We start from the raw sequence: 26,732 nt of genomic DNA, 5'->3' as shown, positions 1-26,732 counted from the left end.
GCAAATCTGCCCGATCCGGGCCATTCGCTACTTTCTGGGTGATTGCGGCGCCTTGCACCCAGCCTTCTTCCGAACTTCACTGTCGGACCAGCCCAAGGTTCCATCCTGCAGGTCATGACCCCCAAGGTTCGGTTTTTTTCGTCCCGGCCCGCAATAATCGCACTTGAGCCGGAAAGCGCCGCGCTGCATGGTAGCCGAAAAACAAGAGGCGTCGATGACCGATATCGAGGATTATCCCGTCACCCTGGCCGAGATCGACGGGCTTGCAACCCGCGCGGACACAGTGATCAACCGGCTGCGCGAACGCGTCTTTGCCCCCGGCACACAAAAGGTCCTGAACCTTAGGTTCAACGTCCGGACCGCGTCCGAGATGGTCGGCCGCACCGAAAAGGCGATCCGCGACGCCGAAGGCGACGGCCGCCTGCCAGAGCCGGAAAAGGACCCCGATACCGGGCGTCGCACCGGGTATACGCTGGAAGACGTAAATCGCATGCGCGAGGTCTTCGGCACCTTGCCCTGGCGCGCACCGGAGGACCCGGCGACGGTGCTGGCGGTCCAGAACTTCAAGGGCGGCGTGGGCAAGTCGACGCTGGTCGTGCACTTGGCCCAATACCTGGCGCTGCGCGGCTACCGCGTCTGCGTGATCGACTGCGACAGCCAGGGCTCGACGACCTCGATCTTCGGGCTGAACCCGGATGTCGACGTCGACGAGGACGAGGACACGCTCTACCCGTTCTTCCGCCATGGCGGGCCCGCGTCGCTGCACTATGCGCTGCGGGCGACCTACTGGCCCGGTATCGCGATGATCCCGGCGAACCTGGGCCTGTACGATGCCGAATACGAATTCGCGGCGCGGATGCTGAACGAGCAGAGCTTCGTGCTGGACCGTCTGCGGCAGGGCATTGCCACGATTTCCGACCAGTTCGACGTGATCCTGCTGGACCCGCCGCCGGCCCTTGGGATGATCTCTCTCTCCGTGCTGCGGGCGGCGAATGCGCTTCTGATCCCGGCCCCGCCCAACAACATCGACTTCGGGTCGACCGCGCATTTCCTGAAGATGATGGGCGCGACGCTGAACGAACTGGCCGAACATGGCGGCGCACGGGGCTATCACTTCGTGAAGATCCTTGCGACCAAGATGAACGACCAGAAAAGCGCGCACCAAGCGATCAAGCGGGTGATGGAGGCGGTGTTTCCGCAGGACATCCTGCAATCGGTGCTGAAGGACAGCGCCGAGATCGACAACGCCACCGCCAATCTGATGAGCGTCTACGAGATCACGGGCCCCGCGACGCGGACCGAAACCCACAAGCGTTGCCGCGTCTACCTGGATGCGGTCGGCCGCGAGGTCGAGACGCTGATTCGCAAGACCTGGCCCAGCCACCACGCCGACCTGCGCAAGGAGGGGATCCTGTGAGCAAGCGACACGATGCCGTTTTCGACGACGTCCTGAAGGACCTGGGACCTGCGGCGCCCGCAAAGGACCGGTCTGGCGCGCGGTTCCTGAAACGGTCGAACACCATGGCGGAACAGGCCTCGGGCCAGCGGCAGGAGAAGGTGCTGCGGCTGGTGGATCCGGCGACCTGCGTGATGTGGGAGGGGCACAACCGCGCCTACGATCTGCTGACGCCGGAAAATTGCAAGGATCTGATCGATGGAATCCTAAGCCAGGGCCAGCAGGAGTTCCCGGCCATCGTGCGACGCCTGCCAGAGGGCGCCGCACGTGCGGGCCACGCGGCCGGAGGCGGCAAGGTCGAGTACGAAGTGATCTGCGGCGCGCGGCGGCATTTCGCGATCAGCTGGCTGCGGGCGAACAACTATCCGAAATTCCAATACCTGATCGAGGAACGCGTCCTGACCGACGAGGAAGCGTTCCGGCTGGCGGATATCGAGAACCGCGACCGCGAGGATATCTCGGACCTGGAGCGCGCGCGGGATTATGCGCGGGCGGTTGCGGCGTACTACGGCGGCAAGCAGAGCCTTATGGCGGAGCGGCTGCAGGTGTCCGAAGGCTGGCTGTCGCGCTACCTGCAACTGGCGAAGCTCGACGACCGGATCGTGGTGGCCTTCGGGTCGATCCGCGAGATCAGGGAGCTTCACGCGCGGCAGTTGAAGCCATTGCTGGCGGATCCCAGGACCCGCGACGCGATCCTGGCAGAGGCCGACGCGCTGGCTGCGGAACAGAAGGGCGAGGGGGTTCCGGTGGCCAGGGTGCTGGCCCGGCTGAAGGCCGTGGCGACCCCGCCAAAGGCCCGTGCCGTGGCCGACAAGGTCTATCGCGGCCGGACGGACGAGAACGGCATTCAGATGCGCCGCAGGGGGGCCAAGGTGACGCTGGAATTCCATCGGGACATGTCCGACAAGGCCCTGCGCGACGCGCTGGAGGCGTTCCTGAAGGACCGCGCGGCTGGAAAGTAGCCCTTGCCAATTGGCAAGAACGCGGAAATCCATTTTAATACATGCAGTTAGACGGTTTTCGCAGGAGCGCACGAGGGACGCAAGCCGGTTCGGCGACCATCGGCCTATCCGGAGCCGCGAACATTTGCCGACTTGACCTGCCGGGCAGTTTGGAATGGCCATGGCGGTGTTCGCCGACTCTCCCTGTTGCCTGTTCGAGGATGTGCCATGAACCAGCCGATCGCGCCGAAGATTGATGCCAAGCCCGCGAAGAAGCCCACGCTGGCCGATTGGCAGGAAACGACCCTGCAGGGCGAGGAAGCGGCAGAGGTCCTTGACCGTTCGCTTCGGGCGGCAATTGCGCAGGTGACGTTGGGCCTGTCGCCTGCGGCGCTGCTGGATGCCTGGGAAGACTGGGCGATCCATCTGGCCTCGGCTCCCGGCAAGCGGACAGAACTGATGGCCAAGGGCCTGCGCAAGACGCTGCGGCTGGCGAATTATGCCATGACCTGTGCACAAACCGCCGGACAGGCGGAACCCTGCATCGCGCCCCTGGCGCAGGACCGGCGGTTCCGCGACGAGGCCTGGCAGACGCCGCCCTTCAACATGATCCACCAGACCTTCCTGATGCAGCAGCAATGGTGGTGGAACGCCACGACCGGTATCCGCGGCATGACCCCCCAGCACGAACGGGTGGCCAGCTTTGTGGCGCGCCAGATGCTGGACACTGTGTCGCCCGCGAACTTCCCCCTGACCAATCCGGAGGTGCTGCGCGAGGCGGCGAAGACCGGGGGCATGAACTTCGTCAAGGGGGCCGTGAACTGGATGGAAGACGCGACCCGCATGGTCACCGGCCAGCCGCTGGTGCCCACGGGTGACTACAAGGTGGGCGAGACACTGGCCACCAGTCCCGGCAAGGTCGTCTTCCGCAACCGGCTGATGGAACTGATCCAGTACGCGCCGACGACGGAAACGGTGCGGCCGGAACCCATCCTGATCACGCCGGCCTGGATCATGAAATATTATATCCTGGACCTGAGCCCCGAGAATTCGCTGGTGAAATATCTGACGGGGCAGGGCTACACGGTCTTCATGATCTCGTGGCGGAATCCGGATCCCGAGGACCGGAATTCCGGGATGAACGACTATCTTGCGATGGGCCCGATGACGGCGCTGGACGTCGTCCAGACGATCACCGGATCGGCCAGGATTCACACTGTCGGGTACTGCCTGGGCGGTACGCTGCTGACCATTGCGGCGGCGGCCATGGCGCGGGACGGGGACGACCGGCTGGCCAGCGTGACGCTGCTGGCCGCGCAGTCGGACTTCACCGAGGCCGGCGAGTTGATGCTGTTCATCAACGAAAGCCAGGTGACCTTCCTGGAAGACATGATGTGGAAGGACGGTTACCTGACGTCCGACCGGATGGCTGGCGCGTTCCAGATGCTGCGCTCGGCCGATCTGGTCTGGTCGCGGATGACGCGGGAATACCTGATGGGCGAACGGGCGCTGCCGAACGACCTGATGGCCTGGAATGCGGATACGACGCGGATGCCCTACCGGATGCACTCCGAATACCTGCGCTGGCTGTTCCTGGAAAACCGGCTGTCGGCCGGTCACTACGAGGTCGACGGCCGCACCATCGCGCTGTCGGACATCCATGTGCCGGTCTTCGGCGTGGGGACGGAAACCGACCACGTGGCGCCGTGGAAGTCGGCCTACAAGATCCATCCGCTGTTCGAGGCGCCGGTGACCTTCGTTCTGACCAATGGCGGTCACAATGCCGGCATCGTGTCAGAGCCGGGGCACCCGCACCGGCACTTCCGGATCAGGACCTCGGCCGCCGATGCGCACCCGCTGGACCCCGACGAATGGGTCGCCGCGGCAGAGGAACGCCAGGGTTCGTGGTGGCCGACCTGGGTCGACTGGCTGAACGAACGGTCGGGCGCCCCGGTGGCGCCGCCGCCGATGGGGGCCGAAAACCTGGGATATCCCGCGCTGGAGGATGCGCCGGGGACCTATATCCTGCAGCGCTAGGGCAGGGGGCCCATACGGGCTGTGAAATGGACGCGGGTCCAGGGGCCTTGTTCCCACGTCGCGGTGGTGTTTTGATCCTTGCCGAGTGCATTGGGACAACGGGTGAATACGGATGAGCAAGAGCCCCTATCAGGATCTGCCCGCCCGGGCATTTTGGCGCAGCGCTGTGGCAGAGACCGGTCCCCTTGGCCTGTCGGGGTTGTGGACATCCCCATGGACCCTGCCGTCGGACGCGGTCTTTGTCACCTACGGATCCTGCTTTGCCCAGCACATCAGCCGCGCCCTTGTCGCACGACAGATGAACTGGCTGAATGCGGAACCGGCGCCGGGGCGAACCCCGGACGAGCTGGCACGAAAATACAACTATGGCGTGTTTTCGGCGCGGACCGGCAACATCTATACAGCCGCGCAGATGCTGACTTGGGCGCGGCTGGCCAGTGGGCTTGATCCCGTCAGTTCGGTCGAGCTGTGGACGGACGAAACCGGCAGGACGCACGACCTGCTGCGTCCCAATATCGAACCGCGGGGCTTTGTCGATGCGACCGCGGCCCGGGCTTCGGTGGAAACCACGCGGCGCGGATTCCTGCGGTCCGTGCAGGACGCGGACGTCTTTGTCTTCACGCTGGGCCTGACGGAAGGCTGGACGAACCTGGAGACAGGGGCGACCTACGCGATCTGTCCCGGGACTTCGGTCGGAACCTTCGACGCGGGTGTGCATGCCTTCCGGAACTATACCTATCCCGAGATCATCGCGGACCTTCGGGCGGCTTTCGACCTGCTGCGCGGGATCAATCCCGCGCTTCGGATCCTTCTGACCGTTTCGCCCGTGCCGCTGGTGGCGTCGGCCTCGGGGGATCATGTCCTGGTGGCGACGCAGTATTCAAAATCGGTGCTGCGGGCGGTGGCCGGCGATCTGGCGCAGGGTGCGGACCACATCGACTATTTCCCGTCGTACGAGATCATTGCGGCCCCGTCGGGGCGGGCGGTCTTCTTCGAACCCAACATGCGGTCGGTGTCGCCCCATGGGGTCGACCATGTCATGACGCACTTCTTCGGCGGGCTGGATCTGTCGGGGCAGGCCCGGTCGCGGGGTCCGGGCGAGGAGGCGATGGAGATCGAACGGTCCGAGGCCGAGATGGCCGCCGAGGACCTGGTCTGCGATGAGATCCTGCTGGAGCGGTTCAATGGCAATTGATCTTATCATCGTAGGCGACAGCCATGGGCGCGCGTTGTCCGAAGGAGCCAGGCGCCTGGGCCTGAATGTGCGCGAGGTGACGTTTTCCGGCAACTACTGGCACAATGGCCGGTTCCAGTACCGCCGCTACGGCTTTCGCGTCGTGCGGGTCGGGCAAGCGCAGCAGCAGCTGGCGGATCTTCAGCAGGAACTCGGGGTCGCCGACATCATGACTGCCGGCCTGCCGGTCCTGACGACCATGGGCTTTCACCTTGGCCGGTTGGTGCCGCCGATTGGCTGGTACGGTCATTCGAGCAATCCCGACGACCTGGAGACGGATCCGGGCGCGCGGTTCCTGTCGGCCGATTTCCTGTGCGACTATGTCGATTTCTACCGTGCCAAGCACCTGCAATGTGCCAGCCGGATGAGCCGTGCCGGCAAGCTGATCGTGGTTGCGCCGCCGGTGCTGTTCGAGCGCCCGAACTATGCAATCGTCCGCGACCACATCAAGCAGCGGCTGATCGAGGCGGGTGTGGAACTCTATGAACCGATGGAGAACCTGCCCTGTATCGACGGCGTGCTTGCGCCGGAGCTGGTCGCCCCGGACGGCACGCATGGCAACGGCGACTATGGCCGCTTGGTGGTCGAGGGGATGCAGACGCAGGGACTGTTGTAAAGGCCGTAGGCCGGCCGTGGCGCAGGGTCTTTCGCGCCGAGCTGCGAAACCGCCGCAGGATGCGTGCTGTGCACGCACCGCTACCCGGTCAGTACCCGCTGACCGCCGGGAGCCAGGTGGAAATTGCGGGCACGAAGGTGATCAGCATCAGCGCCACCAGGAGGGCCAGGAAAAAGGGCGGCATTTCCTTGACCAGCGTCATTGGCTTCAGGTTCACGGCCGACGAGACTACGAAGATCAGGCTGCCCACCGGTGGCGTAGTCAGACCCATGGTCAGGTTTACGATCACGATGATGGCGAACTGGTTCGGGTCGATCCCCAGCGCCAGGCTGATCGGCGCCAGGATCGGCACCAGGATGATGACCCCCGGCAAGGGGTCCATGAACAGGCCGAAGACCAGCAGCAGCACGTTCACCGCCAGCAGGAACGCGATCGGCGACAGGTCCCACGAGATGATGGTCTCGGCCAGGAACTGGGGGATGCCCTCGATGATCAGAACCCAGGCAAAGGCGCGGGCGGCGCCCAGGATCAGCAGCACGGCGCCCGATGTCAAAGCGGCGCTGAGCAGGATTGACGGCAGTTGGCTGATCTTCAGGGTGCGATAGACGAACATGCCCACCACCAGCGCGTAGAAGACCGCGATGACCGATGCCTCGGTGGGCGTGAAGATCCCGAAGCGGATCCCGCCCACGACAAGGCCGATTAGGAAGAGGGCGGGCAGGGCATAGACGAAGATCCGCGCAATTTCCGCCAGCGAGGGCATGGCATCGCCGGTGGCATAGCCGCGGCGGTGGCTCATGTACCCGTTCGCGGCCAGGACGCAGGCGGTGATCAGGACACCGGGCAGGACACCCGCCATGAACAGCGACCCGACCGAAACCTCCTGATCCTGCATCGCGTAGATGATCATGGTGATCGACGGCGGGATGATCGGCCCCACGACGGCCGACGCGATGGTCAGCGCCCCTGCATAGGGACGGTCGTAGCCGCCCTTTTCCATCATCCGGATCATGGTGGCGCCGGGCCCGGCGGCATCGGCCAGCGCACTGCCCGAGATGCCGGCGAACATGGCCGAACTGATGGCATTGGCATGCCCCAGCCCGCCCCGGAAGTGACCGACCAGCGACTGCGCCAGGCGTAAAAGCGCCTTGGTCACGTTGCCGCCGGTCATGATCTCGGCCGCGAGGATGAAGAAGGGGACCGCCAGCAGGGGGAAGCTGTCGATGCCGGTGAACATCTCCTTCGCGATGACCAGCGCGGGATAGCGGCTGGCGAACATCACGGCCAGCAGGACCGAGATGGCGATGGAAAAGGCGACCGGAACGCCCAGGATCAGAAGGCCGAACAGCGCTGGAAACAGGATCTCAGCCATGTGCGCCGTCCGTGTCGATGGTGCTGGCGGGATAAGTGCCGGCAGTGATGAATTCACGTGCCAGAAGCAGCGTGTGGACGATCAGCAAGCCGAACCCAAGGGGCATCGCCAGGTAGATGTAGTAGAACGAGATCCGCAGCGCCGGCGTCTTCTGGCGGCCCATGCGTTCGGCATAGGACAGGCCGACTTCGACCATCTTCAGGAAGAAGGCCAGCAGGATCAGCAGGATCAGCGCCCGCAGGATCTTCTGTCCCAGGCCGGGCAGGGCGTCCTGCAGATTGGTGATGGCGACATGGCCGCCGGCGCGCAGCGCAAGGCCTGCACCGATGAAGGTCATCCAGATCATCAGGTAGCGCGCCACCTCGTCCGCCCAGGGCAGCGAATAGGTGAAGAAATAGCGCAAGCCCACGTTGGACCCCACCACGATGGCCATTGTGGCCAGCATGGCGATGACCACCCACCCGTTCAGGGTGACGAAGATCTGTTCCAGCTTCTTCAATGCGACATATCCGAAAAAACTGGCCGGCCCCCGAAGGCGCCGGCCGACCCGGTTGCGGGCTTGTTACTTGGTCGCGATGATCGAGTCGATCAGCGACTGGTCGTAGGTCTGGTAGTAGGTCTCGTAGGCGGCCTTGATCGCCGCCTGGAATTCGGCCTTCTGCTCGGGGCTCAGTTCGTTCACGATCATGCCGCGTTCCTTCAGCGTCTCGACGCCCGTGGTCTCGACATTGTCGACATAGGCGCGCATCGCGGCGACGGCAGCCTTGCCGGCCTCTTCGAAGACGGCCTTGGTTTCGTCATCCAGGCTGTCCCAGAACGGGCCCGACACCAGGATCATCGCCGGCGAATAGACGTGGCCCGACAGCGTCAAGTACTTCTGCACTTCGTTCAGCTTGACCGACACGATGACCGACAGCGGGTTTTCCTGCCCGTCGATCACGCCCTGCTGAAGCGAGGTGATCACTTCCGGCCAGGCCATCGGGGTCGGTGCCGCACCCATCGCCTGGAAGGCTTCCAGGTGAACCGGGTTTTCCATCGTCCGGATCTTCAGGCCCGCGACGTCGGCCGGGGTCTCGATCGGGTTGCGGTTGTTGGTGATGTGACGGAAGCCCTGTTCGCCCCAGGCCAGGGCGTGCAGGCCCTCGTCATCGAATTCGGCCAGGATTTCCTGACCGATCGGGCCGTCCAGCACGGTGCGGGCATGGTTCAGGTCGCGGAACAGGAAGGGAATGTCGAAGACGCCGGTGTCGGGGACGAAATTCGCCAGCGTGCCGGACGACACGATGGTCACTTCCACGGTGCCCAGCTGCAGGGATTCGATCACTTCGCGCTCGCCACCCAGGGCCGAGGACGGGAACTGTTCGATGTTGAACTCGTCGCCCGTGCCGGCCGCGATCACGTCGGCAAAGGCGGCGGCACCGACGCCATAGTGGCTGTCGGTGGCAAGGGCATAGCCGATCTTCAGATCGGTCTGGGCGAAGGCGGGGGCGGCAAGGGCCATGGCGGCAGCCACGGCGAGACTTGTGTATTTCATGTCGGTCCTCCCAAAGAGACGTGGGTTTCTTAACCTTCGTCCCGCGGCCCGTCCACCCGCCCGAAACGCATTTCCAGCAATGGGATTGTCGTATTGTTGCGCCGGACGGGCCGGCGCAGCAATCAAAGCGTGGGCACGGCCAGGTCTGCGATCCGACCGTCCGTTTTCAGCTCTCCCCCGGTCACGGACTGGAGGTCGTCGAAGGACAACTGTGGCAGCTTTTCCCGCAGGACGAAGTGTCCGCCTTCGATATCCACGACCGCCAGCGAGGTATAGATCCGCGTCACGCAGGCCACGCCGGTCAGCGGCATGGAACAGCGGTCGACCAGCTTGGGCTCACCCTTCTTGGTCACGTGGTCGGTCACCACGGCCACCCGCTTGGCGCTTTGCACAAGGTCCATGGCACCGCCCACGGCCGGGATGGACCCTTTGCCGGTGGACCAGTTCGCCAGATCGCCGTTTTCGGCGACCTGGAAGGCGCCCAGGATCGCCACGTCCAGGTGGCCGCCGCGGACCATGGCAAAGCTGTCGGCATGGTGGAAGAATGCCGCGCCCGGCTTCAGCGTGATCGCCTTCTTGCCGGCATTGATCAGGTCCCAGTCCTCTTCCCCCGGGGCAGGGGCAGGGCCGAAGCCCAGGACGCCGTTTTCGGTATGGAAGACCGGGGTCCGGCCTTCGACGGTGTATTGTGCCACCATCTCCGGAAAGCCGATGCCAAGGTTCACATAGGCGCCGTCCTCGATATCCTGTGCCGCGCGCCAGGCGATCTGGGCGTTCGAAAGCTTGATGTCGTCGAAGCTGGTCATGGGTACACCGCTCCTTCGCGGAAAAGAACTTCTTCCTGGACCGGATTGGGGATCTCGACGACCGTGTCGACGAAAATGCCTGGGCTTATCACCTGTTCGGGATCGATCCCGCCGGCAGGGACGATGCGGCTGACCTGGGCGATGGTCTTCGTGGCCGCCATGGCCATGATCGGATTGAAGTTCCGCGCCGCCATCCGGTAGGTCAGGTTCCCCATCGGGTCGCCCAGCTCGCCCTTGATCAGCGCGAAATCCGCCTTCAGCCAGCGTTCGCGGACGTAATGCTTGCCGTCGAATTCCTCGACCGGCTTGCCCTCGGCCAGTTCGGTGCCATAGCTGGTGGCGGTGTAGAAGGCCGGGATCCCGGCGCCCGCGGCGCGGATCCGTTCGGCGAGGGTTCCTTGCGGCACCACTTCCAGTTCCAGCCTTCCGGACTTGTACGCCTCGGTGAACGCCACCGGGTCCGACGAGCGCGGGAAGGAACAGATCATCTTGGCGACCAGCCCGTTTTCGATCATCGAGGCGATGCCGACATGCCCGTTGCCGGCATTGTTATTGATGACGGTCAGCCCTTTGACGCGGCGGTCGATCAGGGCGTGGATCAGTTCGATCGGCGCGCCGGAGCCGCCGAAGCCTCCGATCATGACGGTCGCGCCGTCGGAAATGTCGGCGACGGCCTCGGCCAGCGTCGCAACGGTCTTGTCCATGCGGGGGTACCTTTCCTGTGGGACAGGTCGCGTGAAGCGAATGGGCCACTGTCTATGCGCCGGGCCGGTGCAGCGTCAATCGGCGACCGGCCGGATCGTGCGCGCAGGGCAGGGGGCGCGCGCCGGGGCTTCGGGCGGAAAGGTATTCTTCCGGGTTGCAGTTTGGGGGCGATCTGTTCGATCTTGCGGCGGACCTTACGGTCCGCGCCCAAGATGAAAGGTTTCGCCAATGATGCTGTCCCGCGCCCTGACCGCTCTTCCGATCTTCGTTGCCGTGGCAACGGCCGGCCAGGCCCAGGTCCTGGAAGTCGGACCAAGCCCGGCGGATGACGTGTTCTCGGTCCCTGAAGGGGCGCTGGACCAGGCGGTGGAGGCGCTGCCCGGCATCGTGGCCCGGGTGATGGAGCGCAGCGGTGTGCCCGGTCTGGCCGTGGCAGTGGTGCACGGGTCCGACGTGGTCTTCGCCGAAGGCTATGGCGTCCGCGATCTGGAAAGTGGCGCGCCGGTCACGCCGGACACGGTGTTCCAGATCGCGTCGATTTCCAAGTCGCTGTCGGCCACCGTGGCGAGCATCGCAAAGGCGAAGGGTCAGGTCGACTGGGACGACAAGGTGTCGGAGCTGCTGCCGGACTTCCGGCTGGGATCGGATTACGTGACCGCCGAAGCCACGGTCGGGGACTTCTTCGCCCATCGCAGCGGCCTGCCCGGCGGTGCCGGCGACGATCTGGAGGATCTGGGCTTCGACAGGGCCACGATCCTGTCGCGGCTGGACCAGATGCCGCTGAACCGGTTCCGGACCTCGTACGCCTACGCCAACTTTGGGACCACCACCGCCGGCGAGGCGGTGGCCGCCGCGGCCGGTGGCGCATGGGAGGACGTGGCACAGGAATACCTGTTCGGCCCGATGGGCATGGACCATACCAGCTATCGCCATGACGATTTCCTGACACGGGACAACCGCGCCACATTGCACGAGTTGGAAGATGGCCAATTCAAGGCGGTGGCGGAACGCGACCCGGATCCCCAGGCCCCGGCAGGCGGTGTCACCTCCACCGTGCTGGACCTTGCGCGCTGGATGTCGCTGCTGAATGCCGGAGGAACCTTCGACGGGCAGGAGCTGTTCGCCGAAACGGACATCCTGCCGGCGATGAAGCCGCAAAGCCAGAACTCGCTGGGTCATTCCATCGCCACGCGCGGGGCCGGCTATGGCTATGGTTTCAACTACAAGGTCCTGGCCAACGGCCGGGTCGGGGTCAGCCATTCCGGGGCCTTCATCATCGGCGCGGGCACCGCGTTCGAGATCATGCCAAGCCTGGATACCGGCATCGTCGTGCTGACCAATGGCGGCCCGGTGGGCGCGGCGGAATCGATCATCGCCGAATTTTTCGACATCGCCAATTTCGAAGAGGTCACGCGCGACTGGTACGCCGGTTATAACGCGATGCTGGTGAACTACTACGCCCCCGTGGGCGATCTGGTCGGGCAGACGGCGCCCGCCGACGCGGAACCGTCCCGCCCGCTGACCCAGCTGACCGGCACCTATGACAGCCCCTATTTCGGCCCGGCCCGGGTGGAAGACACCGATGGCGGCCTTGTCCTGTACCTGGGTCCCAAGGACATGGCCTTCCCGCTGGAACACTGGACCGGCGACACCTTCGCCGTGGCCCCCCGGAGCGAGAACGCACCTTACGGCTCGCTCTCTTCGGTCGTGTTCGGCGGGGACGGGGACCAGGCTACGTCGCTTTACGTCGACTACCTCGACACCTACGGGCTGGGGACCTGGGAACGGTAGGGTCTAGTCGGGCCTCCTCAGCTTTGCGAGGAGGCCGATCACCGTCGGCAGGACCAGGATCGCCAGCGACACGCTGACCAGCAAAAGCGAGACGGGGCGTTCGAAGAACACGCCCACGTCCTTGTGGATCAGCAGTGTCCGGCGCAGGTTTTCCTCCAGCAGCGGGCCAAGAACGGCGCCGAAGGCCAGCGGCAGGACCGGGATGTTCAGGCGGATGAAGGCAAAGCCCACCGCGCCGAAGAAGATCGCGACCCAGATGTCGATCACCGCGTTCCGCACCGAATAGGCGCCCAGGATGCACAGGATCAGCACGGCCGACATCAGCAGGCGCTGCGGGATGGCCAGGATCCGGCGATAGACCGGAATGCCGATGGCCCCGGCCACGATTGCGGTCAGAAGGATGGCCAGAAACAGCCCGCCATAGATGGTCAGGATCAGGTCCGGCTGGTTCTCGAACAGGCCCGGCCCGGGGCGCAGCCCGTGCAGCAGCAGGACTCCGATCAGGACGGCGGTGATGCTGTCGCCCGGGATGCCCAGCGTCATCATGGGGATCAACGCGCCGCCGACACAGGCATTGTTGGCAGCTTCCGGGGCCACAACGCCCCGCGGGATGCCGGTGCCGAAATCGTCCGGCGTCCGCGACAGGCGTTTTTCAAACGCATAGGCCAGCGCCACCGCCACGGCCGAACCCGCGGCGGGGATGGCGCCCACGAAGGTGCCGATGACCGACCCGCGCAGCGCGGTCGGAAACTCTCCCACAAGGTCGCGCAGCCGGGGCCAGGTCCGGCCGGCGCTTTCCGGCACGGGGTCGGCGGCATCCTTCGACCGGCAGAGCAGCGATAGCACCTCGGCAATGCCGAAAAGGCCGATGGCCAGCGGGATGATGTCGATGCCGCCCTGCAGGTCCGCTGTCCCGAAGGTAAAGCGCGGCACATCCGTAACCTGGTCGCGTCCTACCACGCCCACCAGCAGTCCCATGGCCCCGGCCGCCAGCCCGCGCAACGTGTCTCCGGACGAGGCATAGGCCACCAGTGCCAGTCCGAACAGGACGACTGCCGCGTATTCGGGCGACCCGAACTGCAGCGCGTAATGGGCAATGGTGGGGGCCAGCAGCACCAGAAGGATCCAGCCGACCACGCCGCCGAAGATCGACGCGATCAGGGCATAGGACATGGCTTCGGCAGCGCGGCCCTTCCGCGCCATGGCATGGCCGTCCAGCAGGGTGATCATGGCGCCGGGCGTGCCGGGGATGTTCAGCAGGATGGCGGAAACCGATCCGGCATAGACGCTGGAAAAGAACACGGCCAGCATCATGACCATCGCCGGTGCCGTTTCCATCCCGTAGGTGAACGGCAGCATCACCGCCAGCGCCATGGTGGAACTGACCCCGGGCAGGGCGCCGAAGACAAGGCCCAGTACGGTGCCCAACAGGGCCAGCCCCAGAAGGGTGGGGCTGACGAGATCCGACAGGATCGTCGCGAGAAGGTCAGAAGTCATAGGGGCACGGACAGTCCGAAGTGGAAGAGCGCATAAAGGGCAAGGCCCGCGGCGCCGCCCATCAGGGCGGTCACGGGCCAGCGGGCGGTGTCGGTCCGGCCCGCCAGCACGGCCAGCGCTGCACCGATCACGGCCAGGGCCGCCGCCGCACCGGTCAGGCCGCGCAAGGGGATGAAGGCCGCCATAAGCAGCACCGCGGCCAAGGCGGGCCAAAGCGACCGGACCGACCCCGGCGCCGCCATCGCAGCGGTCCGGCGCAGGCCCAGAAGACCGCGCGCCGACAGGCCAAGACCTGCCAGACCAAGGCACAGAAGCAGCACCTGCGGCAGCAGCGCAGGTCCCGGATCGCGGCCGAAGTTGTCATGCAGGCGCCCGGCCTGGGCGAAATGCACCCAGGCCAGGCCAAGCGATACGGCAAGGCAAAGACCGCCGGACACAAGGTCGTTCACGACCTCGCGCCGTGCGGCATCGTCACTTGGGGTTGGTGACAAGTCCTGCCCCTTCCAGCACCGGGTAGACCTGTTCGTCGAAGGCCGCGATGCGGGCGGCGGCCTCTTCCGGGCCCAGCGGTTCGATCATGTAGCCGGCGGCATTGGCCGCGGTCACGAATGCGTCCGAGGACAGGACCTCGACCAGTGCATCCGACAGCACCTTGGCCCTGTCCGCGGGAATGCCGGCCGGGCCCACCACGGCGCGGAAGTCGCCGGCGACCACGTCATAGCCCTGTTCGGCAAAGGTCGGAACGTCCGGCGCCAGGAAGTGGCGGCCCGCCGCCATGACCCCCAGGATCCGGACATCGCCGGCTTTCGCGTGCTCCAGCACCTGCGGGATCGGCACGGTCGCACTTTCGACCTCGCCTCCCAGAAGCGCTGTTACTGTCGGTGCATAGCCCGGATAGGGCACCTTGTTCAGCTCCAGTCCCAGAAGGGCTTCCATGAACGAGGCAGAGATATAGGACGCACCGCCCGGCGGGTCGTTGCCGTTGGGCACGTCGCCCGGCGCCTCCTTCACCGCGGTGACATAATCGTCCAGCGTCTGGTAGGGCGTGCCTGCGCCTACGGTCAGGGCGCCCGGATCGGGGCCGAAGAAGGACAGGACTTCCAGTTCGTCCATCTTCACCGGTTCGTCGGTGGTGTATTGCTGAATGATGCTGGAGGCGCCCAGCATGCCGATGGTGTATCCGTCGGGATCCGCCCCGGCCAGTTCGCGCATGCCGGTCAGGCCGCCCGCGCCGGCATAGTTTTCGACCACCACCGGCACGCCAAGGACGTCCGACAGGCGCTCGGCCACCAGCCGGCTGGTCGTGTCCTGTCCGCCGCCCGCGGGCCAGTTGACGACCCAGGTGATCGGCCCGGCGGGAAAGTCCTCCGCAAGGGCGCTGCCGGCAATCGCGCTGAACGCTGCGGCGGCCATCATGAACTTCAGCTTCAAGATCCTTCTCCTTCTACATCCCCGGTTGGCTGCGCGGCATTGCAAGGCCGCGCCTTTGTTGCATACTCATTTGACCGAGAGATGTACCTCTTGTATACAATGGACACATACAAATACGAAGTTCTTGCATACACAAATCGAAAACAGCAAGGTTCCGCACAGGAAATGAGCGAAGCGAAGACGGGAATAGCGAAAAGCGACGGCAAGATCCCGGCGGTGACGCTGGCAGAGCGGGTCGAAAGCCAGATCGAACACGATATTGTCGAAGGCGTCTTCCGCCCCGGCGACCGGCTGGACGAAGAGGAACTGGCGGCGCGGCTCGAAACCTCTCGCACGCCGATCCGAGAGGCGCTGCGCAAGCTGGCGGCGGCCGGGCTGGTGACAATCCGCCCGCGGGTCGGGGCCATGGTCAGCCGTCCGACCATCGCGCAGGTGGTGGAACTGTTCGAGGTGGTGGCGGAACTGGAAGCCTTTGCCGCGCGGCTGGCCGCCAAACGTGCCACCGACACGCAGCTCGACCTGATCGCTGCGGCCCATGCGCGGTGCGAGGCGCTGGCGACCACCGGTACCGCGGCGGAATATTTCGAGGCCAACCGCGTGTTTCACGCCGCCATCTGGGATGCGGCGAACAACCTGATGCTGGTCGATCAGCTGTATTCCGTCGACAAGCGCCTGTCGCCTTACCGGCGCCACATCACCTTTCACCCGGGCCGGCAGCAGAACAGCCAGTCCGAACACCGCCTGGTGGCAGAGGCGCTGGCCGCCCGCCAGCCGGAAGCGGCCGAGAACGCGATGCGGGATCACGTAATGATCCTGTCGGACGACGCGCTGCAACTGGCCCGGAACCTGCGGCTGTGACCGCCTGACCCCGTATACCTTACAAGGACTGACACGAATGGACCTGAACCTGAACGGCAAGACGGCCCTGATCACCGGCGCCTCGATGGGGATCGGCGAGCATCTGGCCGAAACCCTGGCGGCCGAAGGCGTGAACCTGCACCTGACCGCCCGCAGCACCGACAAGCTGGAGGCGCTGAAGGCCCGCATAGCGGAAACCAGCGACGTGACGGTGACGCTGCATCCCGGCGACCTGACCGATGACAGCGTGGTCGAGGCGCTGGCCCGGGATATCCCGCATGTCGACATCCTGATCAACAATGCCGGCGCCATTCCCAGCGGCGACCTGTGGGACGTCGACCAGAAAAGCTGGCGCGAGGGGTGGGACCTGAAGGTCTTCGGTTATGTCGCCATGTGCCGGCTGTTCTATACCAAGATGAAACAGGCAGGCGGCGGCGTCATCATCAACATCATCGGCAACGGCGGAGAGGTTCTGGACCCGAAATACATCGCCGGCGCGTCTGGCAATGCCAGCCTGATGGGCTTCACCCGCGCCTTGGGCGCGTTCAGCCTGGACGACGGTATCCGCGTCGTGGGCGTGAACCCCGGGCCGGTGAACACCGACCGCATCTACAACATGCTGAAAAAGCGCGCCGCCAAGGACCTGGGCGATGCCGATGCCTTCGACAGTCTGGCCGCGCGCTATCCGCTGGGCCGGCCCGCGCACCGGGCAGAGATTTCCGACCTCGTGGCCTTCCTGGTCTCTGACCGGTCGGCATATACCACCGGCACGGTCATCACGGTCGACGGCGGCATCGCCTCGCGCCGGTCCATCGTATGACCCGGCTGGGGCTTCTGGTCCCGTCTTCCAACGTGGTGCTGGAGCCGCTGGCGGCGAAGGTTGCGGGCCTCAGCGTCCATGTCACCCGCCTGGGGGTGCTGGACGTGGCCCTGGGCGATGTGTCCCGCGCGCAGTTCGCGCTGGACACGCAGGTCGCGGCGGCGAAGCTTCTGTGTGATGCAAAGGTCGACCGGATCGTCTGGGGCGGCACCTCGGCCAGCTGGCTGGGGCTGGATCACGACCTGGCCTTCGTCGCCCGGATGGAGGAAGAAACGGGCGTGCCCACGTCGACCACCGTCCTGCAGATCAACCGCCGTCTGCGCGATCTTGGCGCCCGTCGGATCGGCATGGTCACGCCCTATACCGCGGACGTGGCGCAGCAGATCAACCGCGTCTACGAAGGGTTGGGGTTCGAGATCGGCGCCTGGTCCGCCGATGGAGGCGATCTCAGCCTGGATTTCGCCAGTATTCCGCCCGACGTGGTCGAGGCCATGGTCAGGCAGGTGGCCGCCGCCGGGGTCGATGCCATCGTGATCATGTGCACTAACGTGGCCGGGGACCAGGTGGCGGACCGCCTGTCGGCTGTTCTGGGCGTTCCCGTCATCGACAGTGCAGCGGCGACGCTTGCCTGACCGCGCCGGGTCGGGCGGCCGCGGCGGGGCCTGCCCGGATCCGGCCCTGCAAAGATCGCTGTCGCGCGTTAACGACACGAATGCAATTTCGGTCTAACACTGGGCACATGTGTGTCCCGCCAGTCGCAAGCCTGAACAGAGAATCGAAACGATCGGCTGCGCAGGACCAGCGGGGGCCCGCTTCGCCGACGTAAAGACCCGCCGTGATCCGGATACGGCCCGGCCCCAGACGCGTTCCGGCCTGAAAAGGCTGCCTGACGAGGGGGACCAGAATGGCGCAATCCGCAGAGAAGAAAACGGTTGTCGACGACACCACGCTCGACCTGACGCTCAGCGGCAAGCTGCAGAAGACCCTGCACGGTACCGGCGTCTATGCCTACGCGGTCTATTTCGATGCCCACGATGCCGAAAAACCCGTCTGGACCACGCTGGTCGACAACGGCAAGGCAGCGGGCAAGGGGACCAGTTCCATTCCCCTGACCCAGACCGACAACGGCACGTTCGAAGACATGGTCAAGGGCAAGATTTATGTCCTGATCCAAAGCCGGCCGGACACCGGCGCCAAGGATCTGACGAAGCTCATCACCACGGAAAGCGACATCAACTGGAACGCTGCCAAGGCGAACCACTACCGGTACGACAGTTTCGAGGTCACGCTTCAGGACGCCTCGACCGACACGGGGAACCTGACCTCGGTCAACGGCTTCGGTCTTCCGATGAAGCTGAAGGTCGCCTATGACGACGGCGAGAAGGCCACGGCCGGCTATGCCAAGTCGGGCCACGACCTGTTCAGAACCTATCTGGAAGGCGCGTCGAAAGGGTCGGTTTCGACCTTCGGTGTCGGTCATCTGGCCGACTACTATCGCATGGCCCTCTCGCCGGCCGAGTCGGTCGGCAACGGGCTGGACAGTTACAAGGCGTCGGACTGGGATGCCTATCTGGACGCGGTCAGGAAGCCGGCATCGGACATCGTCATCGCCGGGCTCTTCAACGGCGCGCCGGACCATCAGAACATCTATCACAATGCCGGTTTCTATTCCTACAAGCTAAGCTGGGACGGCAAGAACGATGTCTTCTGGCTGGACCCGACCGCGTCCAGCCAGATCAGGGGCAGGGTGCAACTGACGCCCGAGGATCTGGCCAACAGCATCTATGCGACGCTTGGCAATGTCGGCATCTATGCCGACGGCTCCGATACGCTCTACCGGATCCTGGATCACCCGACCGTCCACAATGCCGACCACAAGCTGGCGACGATGGGGTCGGGCGACAACAACCAGTGGGGGGCGATGCTGGCGCAGTTCCTGACCGGGTTCAGCGCCGGCTACTACAATTCGGTCGGCAAGTCGGTCAATGCCGCGGTCACGGACCGGATCGACCTGAACCAGACCTGGAACTGGGATCCGACCTATGCTTTCGGCGAACACCTCTGGTCGAAGGCGCACGGGCATTACGACAAGTATGCCAAGGTGTTCTTCGACCTCTCCAATTCCTATGGGTCGGGCTATTCCGACGGGTTGATGCGTGCCTTGGCCAAGGGGTCGCCGCTGGTCTCGGTCTCGCAGCCGGGGGCGTCGGCCAATGTCTCGAAGATTTCGCTGACCATCTACGATGACGATGAAGCCCCCGAAGGCTATACCCCGAAAACGATCTACAACCACATCGGGCCGGAAAAGGGCGGCTACACCGCCGCCACCCCCGGTGCGGATGTCGGGAATATCAATGTCGGCCTGAACTTCGCCAATGTCGGCATGGTGTTGAAGGACAAGACCCCGATCAGGCTGGAGTTCTACCAGGGCAACGACACCTGGCAGGGCGTGACCCTTCCCGTTTCCGGTGGCGATACGCTTTGGCAGAACTGGACCATCACGGCACATCGGGACGGAAGCTATGCCGCGACGGCCGCCGGGGTGGCACAGCCGAAGGGTTACCTGGTCATCCAGGGCTTCCCGGGCATGGAAAAGGGCGTGCACTGGACCAAGATCACCGTCGGCACGGGACGCGACGCGAAGACCTTCAACCTTTATACCGAGACGGACGGGTCCGCATTCCTCAACCCCCTATATCACGGCCAGGAAGGCGTGCTGGCCATCGACGGGTTGGCCACGATCGCGCCGCAGGCGTCCAAGGCCGAAACCGTTTCGGCCATCACCGTCAATTTCCTGGGATCGGCGAACAACGCCATCTCGTCGGACCTGCTGCAAGTCGTCGACACGCCCTATGCGTCCATCATCCCTTCGGCGCCGGTCGCGCTGACGATGGATCATGGCAAGCTTGTCGGTCTTCCGGGGCAAGCCACGATGGTCGGCCCCAGCGCCACGACCCAAAGCGGCGAGGTGCAGTTCGGCTGGACCGGCCTGAACCCGTCACCAGACACGCCAAGCTGGATCGGGGGTTACACCAACAAGATCGGTGCCCTGAACTTCGCGCAGGTCACGCTGACCCCGGGCCACGGCGGTCCGGTCGTTCCGGTGGCGACGACGGCCGATCTTGACGGGCAATGGGCGACCCCTGCCGCAAGACTGGGCAATGGGGTCTATTCCGTCACGATGAAGGAATACCTGGGCACCGACACGCATCTGACCGATGCCATCGGCAACGAAAGCAGTGCGCTGACCCTGACGGTCAGGACGGCCGGGCTGGACCTTCGGGCCGCGCTGGCGGGGCGGGCGGTGAAACTGGACAGCGCCGGCGGCGCGGGCGACGGCATCGACGGCAACTGGGTCAGCATCACCGCGACCGGTGTCCCGCCAGCGGCGGGCAGCACGGTGGCGGTGGTGTTGATGGACAGGTCGGGCGCGCTGGTCGATGCCCAAACCGGCAAGACCGCCGGCGTCACGATGGCCGAGGCGACGCTGGCCACGCTGGGCGGCCTGTCGCCGATGGTGGGCGGTCCGGCGCTCTTGGGGGTGCAGAGCGTCTACCTGCCCACGAACCTGCGACTGGGCTTCGTCTCGCTCGATCCCGTGGATGGCGCGGCGGACGCGCATGTGCCCGCCGTCGCCCCGGATGGCAACGGCGGGGTCCGGGTGACGCTGGGCAATCACGTCCTGGACGTGAAGGCCGACAACACCCTTTCCGATGCCGCGCTTCTGGCCCATGCCCAGCGGATGACCGGTGAACCCTTCGTCTATGTCCGGCAGGGCGCGGAACTGAACGTGGACTTGGCCGGCCTGTCCGAAACCGCGAACCGGCTGGCATTCGTGCGGGCCGATGTGGACCTGGCGGACGGATCGTGGTCTGTCGGTGGCCTGACCCCGGGCGAGGCCGGTTTCGACGCGGCGGTTCGCGCGGGGCTGGACGGCGACTTCATGTTGCGCGGCCGCGGGTCCTTTCGGACGGACGGCCTCTGGACGGTCGAGGGCGGAACCGGCTTCTATGCCCCGGTCGTGCTGACCCGCGCGGGCGATGTGCTGTTCGCCCCCGCGGAAAACGGCGATCCCGGCGATGGCGGGGCCCTGCGAGTGCTGGGACAGAACTTCTTTGCCTTCGAGGACGGCGCCGGCAGCCGCGACTTCGACGACCTTACGGTGGAGGTGACGCCCGTCCCGGTTGTCGTCGACGGTCGGCTGGATGGGCGGAGCTTGGCCCCGCTGGTGCTGCAGGACCGGGCCGAGATCCGGGACGGCGACACCTTCCGGTCCGACCTGCCGAAGGCGGGCGGCGCCGAGCACGGGCTGACCCTGCTGGCCACCCCGGATCAGGACGCCCGCCTGGACGTGGGCGGACGGGCGGTCTTTCACGGCGCCGGCGGGGTGAAGATCGACGGCGGCGCCGGCCGTGTCGTGGTAGAGAGTTCAGGCCGGCTGATCCTGCGCGGAGATGGCGAGGTGCTGGACGTCGGGGGCGGCGGCGGTCCGGTCGTCCTGACGAATGACGGGTTGGTCCGGGGTGACATCCGGCTAAGCCAGGACGACGACATCGTCCGCGGCCCCGGCCTGTTCGCGGGAGAGGTTTCGCTGCGCGCCGGGCGCGACCTGTTTTCGGGCGGGGACGGTCACGATCTGGCCCGCGGCAACCGCGGGGCGGATCGGCTGACGGGCGGGGATGGCGACGACATGCTGTTCGGCGGCCGCGGCAACGACACCCTGCGGGGCGGCACGGGCGACGATGCGCTGTACGGTCGCCGCGGTCTGGACGACCTTCACGGCGGCGCCGGTCGGGACGAGATGCGCGGCGGCCGGGGCAATGACCGCCTTGACGGCGGACACAGCGCCGACGAGCTGACGGGCGGCCCGGGCAATGACCGGATGACCGGCGGTGCCGGGGCCGATCGCTTTGTCCTGCAGCGCCAGAACGGCCGGGATCGGATCGCCGATTTCGACGTCGACCGGGACAGTATCGACCTGACCGCCCTGCATCTTGACCCGGCAGACGCCGCGGCCCGGATCGCCGCGGCGGTCGGAACGGCAGCGAACGGCGATCTGACGCTTGACCTGTCCGCGATGGGTGCCACCGGCGCGGTTCGCTTCCACGGGTTGGACCCGGGCGAGGCGGCGGATATCGCCTTCCTGATCTGACCCGGCATCTGTCGAGATGGCGGCCCCGGTCCGTGGTCGGTAACGCCGGGCCAGCATCTCGCCGCGGCTATTCGACGGCGTGCGACAGACCTTCTGCCGGCGCCGTTGGGTGGGAGAGTTCTTGTTCGGCGACTTGATGTGCCGCGAACAGTGATAGGGGCTCTTGCACCCGCAGGAATATGCAATCCCGGAACTGGACAGCGATGTGTTCAGCAGCAGTTTCACCGCCCGCGCCGCGCGCTGTTTTCACAGGCAACGGATCGGCGTGGTGCCGAAATGGCGGCTGAAGGCGGTGACCAGGTGGTTCGGCGCCCACGGTAGACGCCGGACAGCATGCTGCCGCTGAGTTCGGTCTGGTGGCTTTCGAACCGGTAGGCGGCCAGCAGCGCCCGCCCCGGCGCGGTGCGCAATTTATCGCGCCCGGTCGATGACGGTATCCCCAAGTCGAACCCCATCTGGTGAAAGGTACGCAGGTTGTCGGAGACCGGCAGCTTCGCCGCCAGCTGGTGGGTGCCGCGCCCGGCGGGCGTGGCGATAGGAATCGGCTCTGCCTCGCACCAGGCGACATCGGTGTTCAGGTGTTTCTGGCAGAGAAAGTTCAGCCGGTGCCGGCCGGCACCGTACACTCCACGCCGACAGGGGGTAGCGTGTCATCGTCGTGTCGCAGTGTCAGCGCCCCGCGATAGACCGCTACGAAATAGACGAAGGATCCGAACAGCGGCCTGCAGGTCCCGCCGTTGCGATAGGTCGCTCGGCCAAAGCTGAAGCCGTGGCCGGTTTCGATGATGCCGTCGATCTGGGTGCTGATGTGGCTGTGCCGTAGGTTCAGACAACTCTTCCCGCGGTCAGGCATCGCCTTTCAGGCTGCTTGTGCCAAGTTAGGGACGGCAAGAGCCTAGGATCTTCAGGTCAATTCGTGCCGACCCGACCCGCCGGATGCATTCCGGCGGCACGGTCGGTCAATGCCTGCCGATTTTTAGACAGGGCCGCATGGACGCACCGCTGCTTTTTGCCGAGGTGATCTGTGCCACGGCCCTTGGCTTCAGCCTCTTCCTGCTGGGCACTCTGATCGGGCGCGCCCTTCTGGGCTACTGGCAGGAGTCCGCGCGATAAGGTTGTGCGTCCGGCGGCCCGCCTGTCCGAAGGTGGGATCTGTGGACCGCCGGGTCGCCGGCCGCATCAGTCGGCCATCCAGCCCTGATCGTACCAGCCGGATACGTCGCCGGGCCATTCCAGTGTGGAGCCTGCGGCGTCCTTCAGCACGCCGCTCTCGAACAGGAACTGCGCCATCGCGGCGAACCGCCCGGGGTCGATCTGACCGACCGGCAGGTCACCGTCCCGCAGATAGCCACCGTCGGCGATGGCCTGCATCGAACCGCGCACCAGGTCTGGGTTTGGGAAATCCCCCGCGGCGATCAGGATCTCGGCCGCTTCCTGCGGATGATCGGCGGCCCAGGCGTATCCGTCCTGTGTGGCGCGCATGAAGGCCGCGACGGTGTCGGGCTGGCCCGCCAGCATCGTCGCCTGCGTGCCGATGTACCCGTTCTGCTGGTCGGGGATGCCGTAATCGGCATAGCGGAAGGCGGATTGCCGGCGGCCCAGAAGTTCGCCATTCACGCCTTCCCAGGTCGCAACCTCCAGCGTGAAGTCTACCGCGCCGCTGGCCAGCGCCTCGTAGGCGCCGGTGCCCAGGGTGACGGTGTCCCAGGCGGGCTGGCCCCCGTCGTTCGCGATCATGGTGCCGATCAGTGCCGCCTCCCATGCCGACCCGAAGCCGGCATAGGTCTTGCCCGACAGGTCTGCGGGCCGGGCAATTGCGGCATTGTCGGTGTTGTAGACCAGCCGCCCCGTTTCATGCTGCATCGTGGCCCAGAGCGCGGTCAGGTCCGCACCGCCCGCCTTCGCCGACAGGAACCCCAGCGAAGTGAGATAGCCGAAATCGGCCCGGCCTGCGGCGACCAGCGCCGCGGAACTGGTGTCGGAATAGGGCAGGATCTCGACCTCCAGTCCCTCGTCCGCGTAAAGTCCGCGGTCGCGGGCCACGATCAGGCCGACATGGTTGGTGTTCAGCGTCCAGTCAAGCGCGATGGTGACGGGCGTTTCGGCCCAGGCCGGCAGCGGCAGGGCCAGCAGGGTGGCCATCAATGTGGTGCGGATCATGTCGGGGTCTCCTCCAGCAACAGGGATTTCAGGGTTTCGCGCAGAGGGGCCATCGCGGCCTCGTCGCGCCGGACTTGGGGGGTGGGGACGGGGATGTCGGCCACGATCCGGCCGGGGGCCGCGGCCATGACAAGGATGCGGTCGGCCAGGCCCGTCGCCTCGTGCAGGTCATGGGTGACCATCAGCACGGCCCGGGGCCGTTCGCGAAGCCGGTCTGTCAGCCAGCGCTGCATCCGGATCCGGGTGACAGCGTCGAGGGCCGAAAAGGGTTCGTCCAGCAGGACGAAACGGCTGTCCTGCACGATGGTGCGCAGAAAGGCCGCCCGCTGGCGCATTCCGCCAGAGAGTTCGGCCGGGAACAGGGCTTCGGTTCCCGCAAGGCCGAAGGGGTCGAACAGCGGCACGACCTTGGCCTGTGCCTCGCGCTTGCCCATGCCGGCCACGCGCAGGCCAAGGGTGGCGTTCTCGGCAATGGTCAGCCAGGGGAACAGCGCGTCGCTTTGGGGCTGATACGACAGCGCGGGGTGCGGCCGCGGGATCGGTCTGCCGTCGAGGTGCAGCGCACCTTCGGCCTGCAGTCCCACGGGCAGAATCCCGGCCAGCCATTTCAGGACCGACGTCTTGCCGCAGCCCGACGGGCCGATCAGCGCCGTGATGCCTTGATCGGGCAGCGAAAGCGACAGGTCCTGCACAAGGTCCCGTCCTGGGGCAGAGACGGTCAGGCCCCGAAGCTCAAGCATCGCTGCGATCCATCGGCCCGCGGGCGGTAGCGCGCGCGATCAGGTGCAGGATGCCCAGCAGCGTCAGCGTCAGCGCAGCAGACACCAGCACGGCCGCCAGCACCAGGTCGGCGCGGAAATTGTTCTTGGCAGACAGGATGTAGATCCCCAGACCCTGCCTGGCGCCGGCATATTCGGCGAAGATCGTGGCGACGATGGCATAGGTGGCCGAGATCCGGAGCCCCGCCAGGAACCCCGCCCGCGCCGCCGGCAGCCTTGCCCGGCGGAAGATGGTCCACCGGCCGGCGCCCATCGCGGCCAGGAGGTCGCAGAAAGCCTGCGGCGTCTGGCGATAGCCGGACAGAAGGCTGAGAAGCATGGGAAAGAAGGTGACCAGCACGACTAGCAGCACCTTGGGCAGCAGGCCGAAGCCGAACCACAGGATCATCAGCGGCGCCAGCGCCACCAGTGGCACCGTCTGGCTGACGACGAAGACCGGGACCAGCGCGCGTTCCGCCCATGGCGTGAAATGCAGCGCGACCGAGGTCAGGACGGCAAAGGCGACCGACAGCGAAAAGCCCAGGGCCGCGACCGACAGCGTCGACAGGGCATGGCCGCCGATCGCCGCGCGTTCCGTCCACAACGCCGTCAGCACGCGGGACGGCGGCGGCAGGATCAGCGGCGAGGCGCCCGTCCGGGCGCAATAGATCTCCCACCCGGCCAGAAGCAGGGCGAACGGCAGCAGCAGCGTCAGGACGCGCGACAGCATCGGCAGGGCCATCCGAATGGGCGCGGATCAGCGCGCGGAGGGGCTGTTGGCCGAGGCCGTCATGTCGATGGTCACATGCCCTTCGGCCGGCCCGAAACGCAGGAAGGCCTGCCGCAGCGTCTCGAACACCGGGCCTGCATCGCCGTGCAGGCGGGTGCAGAAATTCTTGGACCGCAGGAAGGTGCCGGAGGCCTTCAGGAAATCGATGCAGCCGTAGATCTCGTCCATGTGGCCGTCCTGGCCCAGAACGTAGAGCGAGAATTGCAGGTCGATTTCGACCCCCAGCACGGGGGCTGTCCGGACCGCCGCTTCGGCCTGTGCCTGCCGTTCGGCAAGGCTGGTCGTCTGCGCCACCGTCGCCAGCACGTCACAGCGGCAGGTCGGATCGTCCGGTTCCCCGGGACACCCGCGCGAGATCGTTGCGTGCATCGTCACATGGGCCGGATCCGCCGCCGAGCGCGCGAACAGATCGCGGATCGCGTCGAACAAGGGCGCCGGAGCGCCGACCATCAGGGTCGAGATGTCGTCGGTCTCGATCCGCAGATCGTCACGATAGGGGGCCAGGGCGTCCAGCCCCGACAGGATGATCCGGACAAAATCCGACGTCATGGGATAAAGCGACACCTGCGCGCCGATGAACATGATTTCCCTCGCTCCGCCGGTATTACCCGGATCAGCTGAAAAGGGTTCGCGCGGTCTTGCGCATCTCAGCCCCGGTCGGAGCACCCCTGGTTGCGGGGCTGAACATGCGGCCTGTCCCGGCCCGTGTCAAGCACGGCCCGAAGTCGGTTCGCGGCCTCGGGGGACAGGGCGCTTTGCCGTGCGTGGGGATCG

Annotated in this window: 25 protein-coding genes and 1 riboswitch; of the genes, 11 read left to right on the top strand and 14 right to left on the bottom strand. The window is 65.8% G+C overall.

Annotation, left to right across the window (positions count from 1 at the left end; genetic code table 11):
* Positions 1 to 214: 214 nt before the first annotated feature.
* The 5 genes from FQK05_RS12445 to FQK05_RS12425 all read left to right on the top strand — a co-directional run bounded on the left by FQK05_RS12445 (position 215) and on the right by FQK05_RS12425 (position 6,284).
* Positions 215 to 1,417, top strand: a complete 1,203-nt coding sequence (locus tag FQK05_RS12445; protein WP_158967177.1) for an AAA family ATPase — start codon at positions 215 to 217, stop codon at positions 1,415 to 1,417.
* Complete coding sequence (locus FQK05_RS12440; protein WP_199252644.1) at positions 1,414 to 2,418, top strand: ParB/RepB/Spo0J family partition protein; 1,005 nt, start codon at positions 1,414 to 1,416, stop codon at positions 2,416 to 2,418. Before FQK05_RS12445 ends, FQK05_RS12440 begins: the two co-directional genes overlap by 4 nt.
* A 207-nt stretch (positions 2,419 to 2,625) precedes the next feature.
* Entirely contained in the window at positions 2,626 to 4,434 is a 1,809-nt protein-coding gene (locus tag FQK05_RS12435) for a PHA/PHB synthase family protein (RefSeq protein ID WP_158967175.1), read from the top strand.
* Between the two features lie 112 nt (positions 4,435 to 4,546).
* Complete coding sequence (locus FQK05_RS12430) at positions 4,547 to 5,629, top strand: GSCFA domain-containing protein (RefSeq protein ID WP_158967173.1); 1,083 nt, start codon at positions 4,547 to 4,549, stop codon at positions 5,627 to 5,629.
* Positions 5,619 to 6,284: a hypothetical protein gene (locus tag FQK05_RS12425; protein ID WP_158967171.1), complete on the top strand. Its 666-nt coding sequence runs from the start codon at positions 5,619 to 5,621 to the stop codon at positions 6,282 to 6,284. The genes FQK05_RS12430 and FQK05_RS12425 overlap by 11 nt, the downstream gene beginning before the upstream one ends.
* 88 nt (positions 6,285 to 6,372) lie before the next feature.
* Here FQK05_RS12425 and FQK05_RS12420 read toward each other — a convergent pair whose 3' ends face one another.
* The 5 genes from FQK05_RS12420 to FQK05_RS12400 all read right to left on the bottom strand — a co-directional run bounded on the left by FQK05_RS12420 (position 6,373) and on the right by FQK05_RS12400 (position 10,700).
* On the bottom strand, positions 6,373 to 7,656 hold the full coding sequence (locus FQK05_RS12420; protein WP_158967169.1) for a TRAP transporter large permease: 1,284 nt from the start codon (positions 7,654 to 7,656) through the stop codon (positions 6,373 to 6,375).
* Positions 7,649 to 8,155: a TRAP transporter small permease gene (locus FQK05_RS12415; RefSeq protein ID WP_158967167.1), complete on the bottom strand. Its 507-nt coding sequence runs from the start codon at positions 8,153 to 8,155 to the stop codon at positions 7,649 to 7,651. The genes FQK05_RS12420 and FQK05_RS12415 overlap by 8 nt, the downstream gene beginning before the upstream one ends.
* A 63-nt stretch (positions 8,156 to 8,218) precedes the next feature.
* Positions 8,219 to 9,190 carry a TRAP transporter substrate-binding protein gene (locus FQK05_RS12410; protein WP_158967165.1) on the bottom strand — a complete coding sequence of 324 codons (972 nt, stop codon included), beginning with the start codon at positions 9,188 to 9,190 and terminating at the stop codon, positions 8,219 to 8,221.
* A 122-nt stretch (positions 9,191 to 9,312) separates the two neighbouring features.
* Complete coding sequence (locus FQK05_RS12405) at positions 9,313 to 9,996, bottom strand: 3-oxoacid CoA-transferase subunit B (protein ID WP_158967163.1); 684 nt, start codon at positions 9,994 to 9,996, stop codon at positions 9,313 to 9,315.
* Positions 9,993 to 10,700, bottom strand: a complete 708-nt coding sequence (locus FQK05_RS12400) for a 3-oxoacid CoA-transferase subunit A (RefSeq protein ID WP_158967161.1) — start codon at positions 10,698 to 10,700, stop codon at positions 9,993 to 9,995. The genes FQK05_RS12405 and FQK05_RS12400 overlap by 4 nt, the downstream gene beginning before the upstream one ends.
* A gap of 229 nt (positions 10,701 to 10,929) precedes the next feature.
* Here FQK05_RS12400 and FQK05_RS12395 point away from each other — a divergent pair, with 229 nt between their 5' ends.
* Positions 10,930 to 12,492 carry a serine hydrolase gene (locus FQK05_RS12395; RefSeq protein ID WP_199252643.1) on the top strand — a complete coding sequence of 521 codons (1,563 nt, stop codon included), beginning with the start codon at positions 10,930 to 10,932 and terminating at the stop codon, positions 12,490 to 12,492.
* 3 nt (positions 12,493 to 12,495) lie between these two features.
* Here FQK05_RS12395 and FQK05_RS12390 read toward each other — a convergent pair whose 3' ends face one another.
* Genes FQK05_RS12390 through FQK05_RS12380 form a run of 3 tightly spaced genes read right to left on the bottom strand, consistent with a single transcriptional unit; the run spans position 12,496 to position 15,420 of the window.
* Positions 12,496 to 13,989, bottom strand: a complete 1,494-nt coding sequence (locus FQK05_RS12390) for a tripartite tricarboxylate transporter permease (RefSeq protein ID WP_158967159.1) — start codon at positions 13,987 to 13,989, stop codon at positions 12,496 to 12,498.
* Entirely contained in the window at positions 13,986 to 14,480 is a 495-nt protein-coding gene (locus tag FQK05_RS12385) for a tripartite tricarboxylate transporter TctB family protein (RefSeq protein WP_158967157.1), read from the bottom strand. Before FQK05_RS12385 ends, FQK05_RS12390 begins: the two co-directional genes overlap by 4 nt.
* A complete protein-coding gene (locus tag FQK05_RS12380; RefSeq protein ID WP_158967155.1) occupies positions 14,461 to 15,420 on the bottom strand; it encodes a tripartite tricarboxylate transporter substrate binding protein in 960 nt (319 codons plus the stop codon). The genes FQK05_RS12385 and FQK05_RS12380 overlap by 20 nt, the downstream gene beginning before the upstream one ends.
* 165 nt (positions 15,421 to 15,585) lie before the next feature.
* Between FQK05_RS12380 and FQK05_RS12375 the strand changes: the two genes are divergently transcribed.
* The 4 genes from FQK05_RS12375 (at position 15,586) to FQK05_RS12360 (ending at position 22,250) form a co-directional block, all read left to right on the top strand.
* On the top strand, positions 15,586 to 16,278 hold the full coding sequence (locus FQK05_RS12375; protein ID WP_158967153.1) for a GntR family transcriptional regulator: 693 nt from the start codon (positions 15,586 to 15,588) through the stop codon (positions 16,276 to 16,278).
* Between the two features lie 37 nt (positions 16,279 to 16,315).
* Positions 16,316 to 17,098: a short-chain dehydrogenase/reductase gene (locus FQK05_RS12370; RefSeq protein ID WP_158967151.1), complete on the top strand. Its 783-nt coding sequence runs from the start codon at positions 16,316 to 16,318 to the stop codon at positions 17,096 to 17,098.
* Positions 17,095 to 17,730 (top strand): maleate cis-trans isomerase family protein, encoded by a 636-nt coding sequence (locus FQK05_RS12365; RefSeq protein ID WP_158967149.1) that lies wholly within the window; start codon positions 17,095 to 17,097, stop codon positions 17,728 to 17,730. Before FQK05_RS12370 ends, FQK05_RS12365 begins: the two co-directional genes overlap by 4 nt.
* A gap of 272 nt (positions 17,731 to 18,002) precedes the next feature.
* Positions 18,003 to 22,250, top strand: coding sequence for a hypothetical protein (locus FQK05_RS12360; protein ID WP_158967147.1), 4,248 nt, complete (start codon positions 18,003 to 18,005; stop codon positions 22,248 to 22,250).
* A 221-nt stretch (positions 22,251 to 22,471) separates the two neighbouring features.
* On the opposite strand, the gene FQK05_RS12355 is transcribed toward FQK05_RS12360, so the two are convergent.
* A complete protein-coding gene (locus FQK05_RS12355; RefSeq protein WP_158967145.1) occupies positions 22,472 to 22,876 on the bottom strand; it encodes a hypothetical protein in 405 nt (134 codons plus the stop codon).
* Positions 22,849 to 23,103: a hypothetical protein gene (locus FQK05_RS12350; RefSeq protein WP_158967143.1), complete on the bottom strand. Its 255-nt coding sequence runs from the start codon at positions 23,101 to 23,103 to the stop codon at positions 22,849 to 22,851. The genes FQK05_RS12355 and FQK05_RS12350 overlap by 28 nt, the downstream gene beginning before the upstream one ends.
* A gap of 137 nt (positions 23,104 to 23,240) precedes the next feature.
* On the opposite strand from FQK05_RS12350, the gene FQK05_RS26365 reads away from it, so the two are divergent.
* Positions 23,241 to 23,363 (top strand): hypothetical protein, encoded by a 123-nt coding sequence (locus tag FQK05_RS26365; protein ID WP_267902365.1) that lies wholly within the window; start codon positions 23,241 to 23,243, stop codon positions 23,361 to 23,363.
* 66 nt (positions 23,364 to 23,429) lie between these two features.
* Here FQK05_RS26365 and FQK05_RS12345 read toward each other — a convergent pair whose 3' ends face one another.
* The 4 genes from FQK05_RS12345 to FQK05_RS12330 all read right to left on the bottom strand — a co-directional run bounded on the left by FQK05_RS12345 (position 23,430) and on the right by FQK05_RS12330 (position 26,540).
* Complete coding sequence (locus FQK05_RS12345; protein ID WP_158967141.1) at positions 23,430 to 24,410, bottom strand: ABC transporter substrate-binding protein; 981 nt, start codon at positions 24,408 to 24,410, stop codon at positions 23,430 to 23,432.
* Entirely contained in the window at positions 24,407 to 25,150 is a 744-nt protein-coding gene (locus FQK05_RS12340) for an ABC transporter ATP-binding protein (protein ID WP_158967139.1), read from the bottom strand. The genes FQK05_RS12345 and FQK05_RS12340 overlap by 4 nt, the downstream gene beginning before the upstream one ends.
* Entirely contained in the window at positions 25,143 to 25,898 is a 756-nt protein-coding gene (locus FQK05_RS12335; protein WP_158967137.1) for an ABC transporter permease, read from the bottom strand. Before FQK05_RS12335 ends, FQK05_RS12340 begins: the two co-directional genes overlap by 8 nt.
* A gap of 27 nt (positions 25,899 to 25,925) precedes the next feature.
* Positions 25,926 to 26,540 carry a YkoF family thiamine/hydroxymethylpyrimidine-binding protein gene (locus FQK05_RS12330; RefSeq protein ID WP_158967135.1) on the bottom strand — a complete coding sequence of 205 codons (615 nt, stop codon included), beginning with the start codon at positions 26,538 to 26,540 and terminating at the stop codon, positions 25,926 to 25,928.
* A riboswitch (TPP riboswitch) is annotated at positions 26,532 to 26,638 on the bottom strand. (Overlaps the previous gene by 9 nt.)
* Positions 26,639 to 26,732 lie beyond the last annotated feature (94 nt).

The sequence above is a fragment of the Chachezhania sediminis genome (assembly GCF_009765275.1).
Lineage (GTDB): Bacteria > Pseudomonadota > Alphaproteobacteria > Rhodobacterales > Rhodobacteraceae > Chachezhania > Chachezhania sediminis.
The sequence above is the reverse complement of the archived record's forward strand: the minus strand, read 5'-3'. Positions and strand labels throughout refer to the sequence as shown.

What these genes read in the sequence shown, in the direction of transcription:
- FQK05_RS12330 (WP_158967135.1), bottom strand. Translation starts at nt 26,540, where the DNA reads ATGTTCATCGGCGCGCAGGTGTCGCTTTATCCCATGACGTCGGATTTT.
- FQK05_RS26365 (WP_267902365.1), top strand. Translation starts at nt 23,241, where the DNA reads ATGGACGCACCGCTGCTTTTTGCCGAGGTGATCTGTGCCACGGCCCTT.
- FQK05_RS12345 (WP_158967141.1), bottom strand. Translation starts at nt 24,410, where the DNA reads ATGATCCGCACCACATTGATGGCCACCCTGCTGGCCCTGCCGCTGCCG.
- FQK05_RS12350 (WP_158967143.1), bottom strand. Translation starts at nt 23,103, where the DNA reads ATGCCTGACCGCGGGAAGAGTTGTCTGAACCTACGGCACAGCCACATC.
- FQK05_RS12340 (WP_158967139.1), bottom strand. Translation starts at nt 25,150, where the DNA reads ATGCTTGAGCTTCGGGGCCTGACCGTCTCTGCCCCAGGACGGGACCTT.
- FQK05_RS12435 (WP_158967175.1), top strand. Translation starts at nt 2,626, where the DNA reads ATGAACCAGCCGATCGCGCCGAAGATTGATGCCAAGCCCGCGAAGAAG.
- FQK05_RS12375 (WP_158967153.1), top strand. Translation starts at nt 15,586, where the DNA reads ATGAGCGAAGCGAAGACGGGAATAGCGAAAAGCGACGGCAAGATCCCG.
- FQK05_RS12410 (WP_158967165.1), bottom strand. Translation starts at nt 9,190, where the DNA reads ATGAAATACACAAGTCTCGCCGTGGCTGCCGCCATGGCCCTTGCCGCC.
- FQK05_RS12400 (WP_158967161.1), bottom strand. Translation starts at nt 10,700, where the DNA reads ATGGACAAGACCGTTGCGACGCTGGCCGAGGCCGTCGCCGACATTTCC.
- FQK05_RS12390 (WP_158967159.1), bottom strand. Translation starts at nt 13,989, where the DNA reads ATGACTTCTGACCTTCTCGCGACGATCCTGTCGGATCTCGTCAGCCCC.
- FQK05_RS12365 (WP_158967149.1), top strand. Translation starts at nt 17,095, where the DNA reads ATGACCCGGCTGGGGCTTCTGGTCCCGTCTTCCAACGTGGTGCTGGAG.
- FQK05_RS12360 (WP_158967147.1), top strand. Translation starts at nt 18,003, where the DNA reads ATGGCGCAATCCGCAGAGAAGAAAACGGTTGTCGACGACACCACGCTC.
- FQK05_RS12430 (WP_158967173.1), top strand. Translation starts at nt 4,547, where the DNA reads ATGAGCAAGAGCCCCTATCAGGATCTGCCCGCCCGGGCATTTTGGCGC.
- FQK05_RS12425 (WP_158967171.1), top strand. Translation starts at nt 5,619, where the DNA reads ATGGCAATTGATCTTATCATCGTAGGCGACAGCCATGGGCGCGCGTTG.
- FQK05_RS12420 (WP_158967169.1), bottom strand. Translation starts at nt 7,656, where the DNA reads ATGGCTGAGATCCTGTTTCCAGCGCTGTTCGGCCTTCTGATCCTGGGC.
- FQK05_RS12445 (WP_158967177.1), top strand. Translation starts at nt 215, where the DNA reads ATGACCGATATCGAGGATTATCCCGTCACCCTGGCCGAGATCGACGGG.
- FQK05_RS12335 (WP_158967137.1), bottom strand. Translation starts at nt 25,898, where the DNA reads ATGCTGTCGCGCGTCCTGACGCTGCTGCTGCCGTTCGCCCTGCTTCTG.
- FQK05_RS12370 (WP_158967151.1), top strand. Translation starts at nt 16,316, where the DNA reads ATGGACCTGAACCTGAACGGCAAGACGGCCCTGATCACCGGCGCCTCG.
- FQK05_RS12405 (WP_158967163.1), bottom strand. Translation starts at nt 9,996, where the DNA reads ATGACCAGCTTCGACGACATCAAGCTTTCGAACGCCCAGATCGCCTGG.
- FQK05_RS12395 (WP_199252643.1), top strand. Translation starts at nt 10,930, where the DNA reads ATGATGCTGTCCCGCGCCCTGACCGCTCTTCCGATCTTCGTTGCCGTG.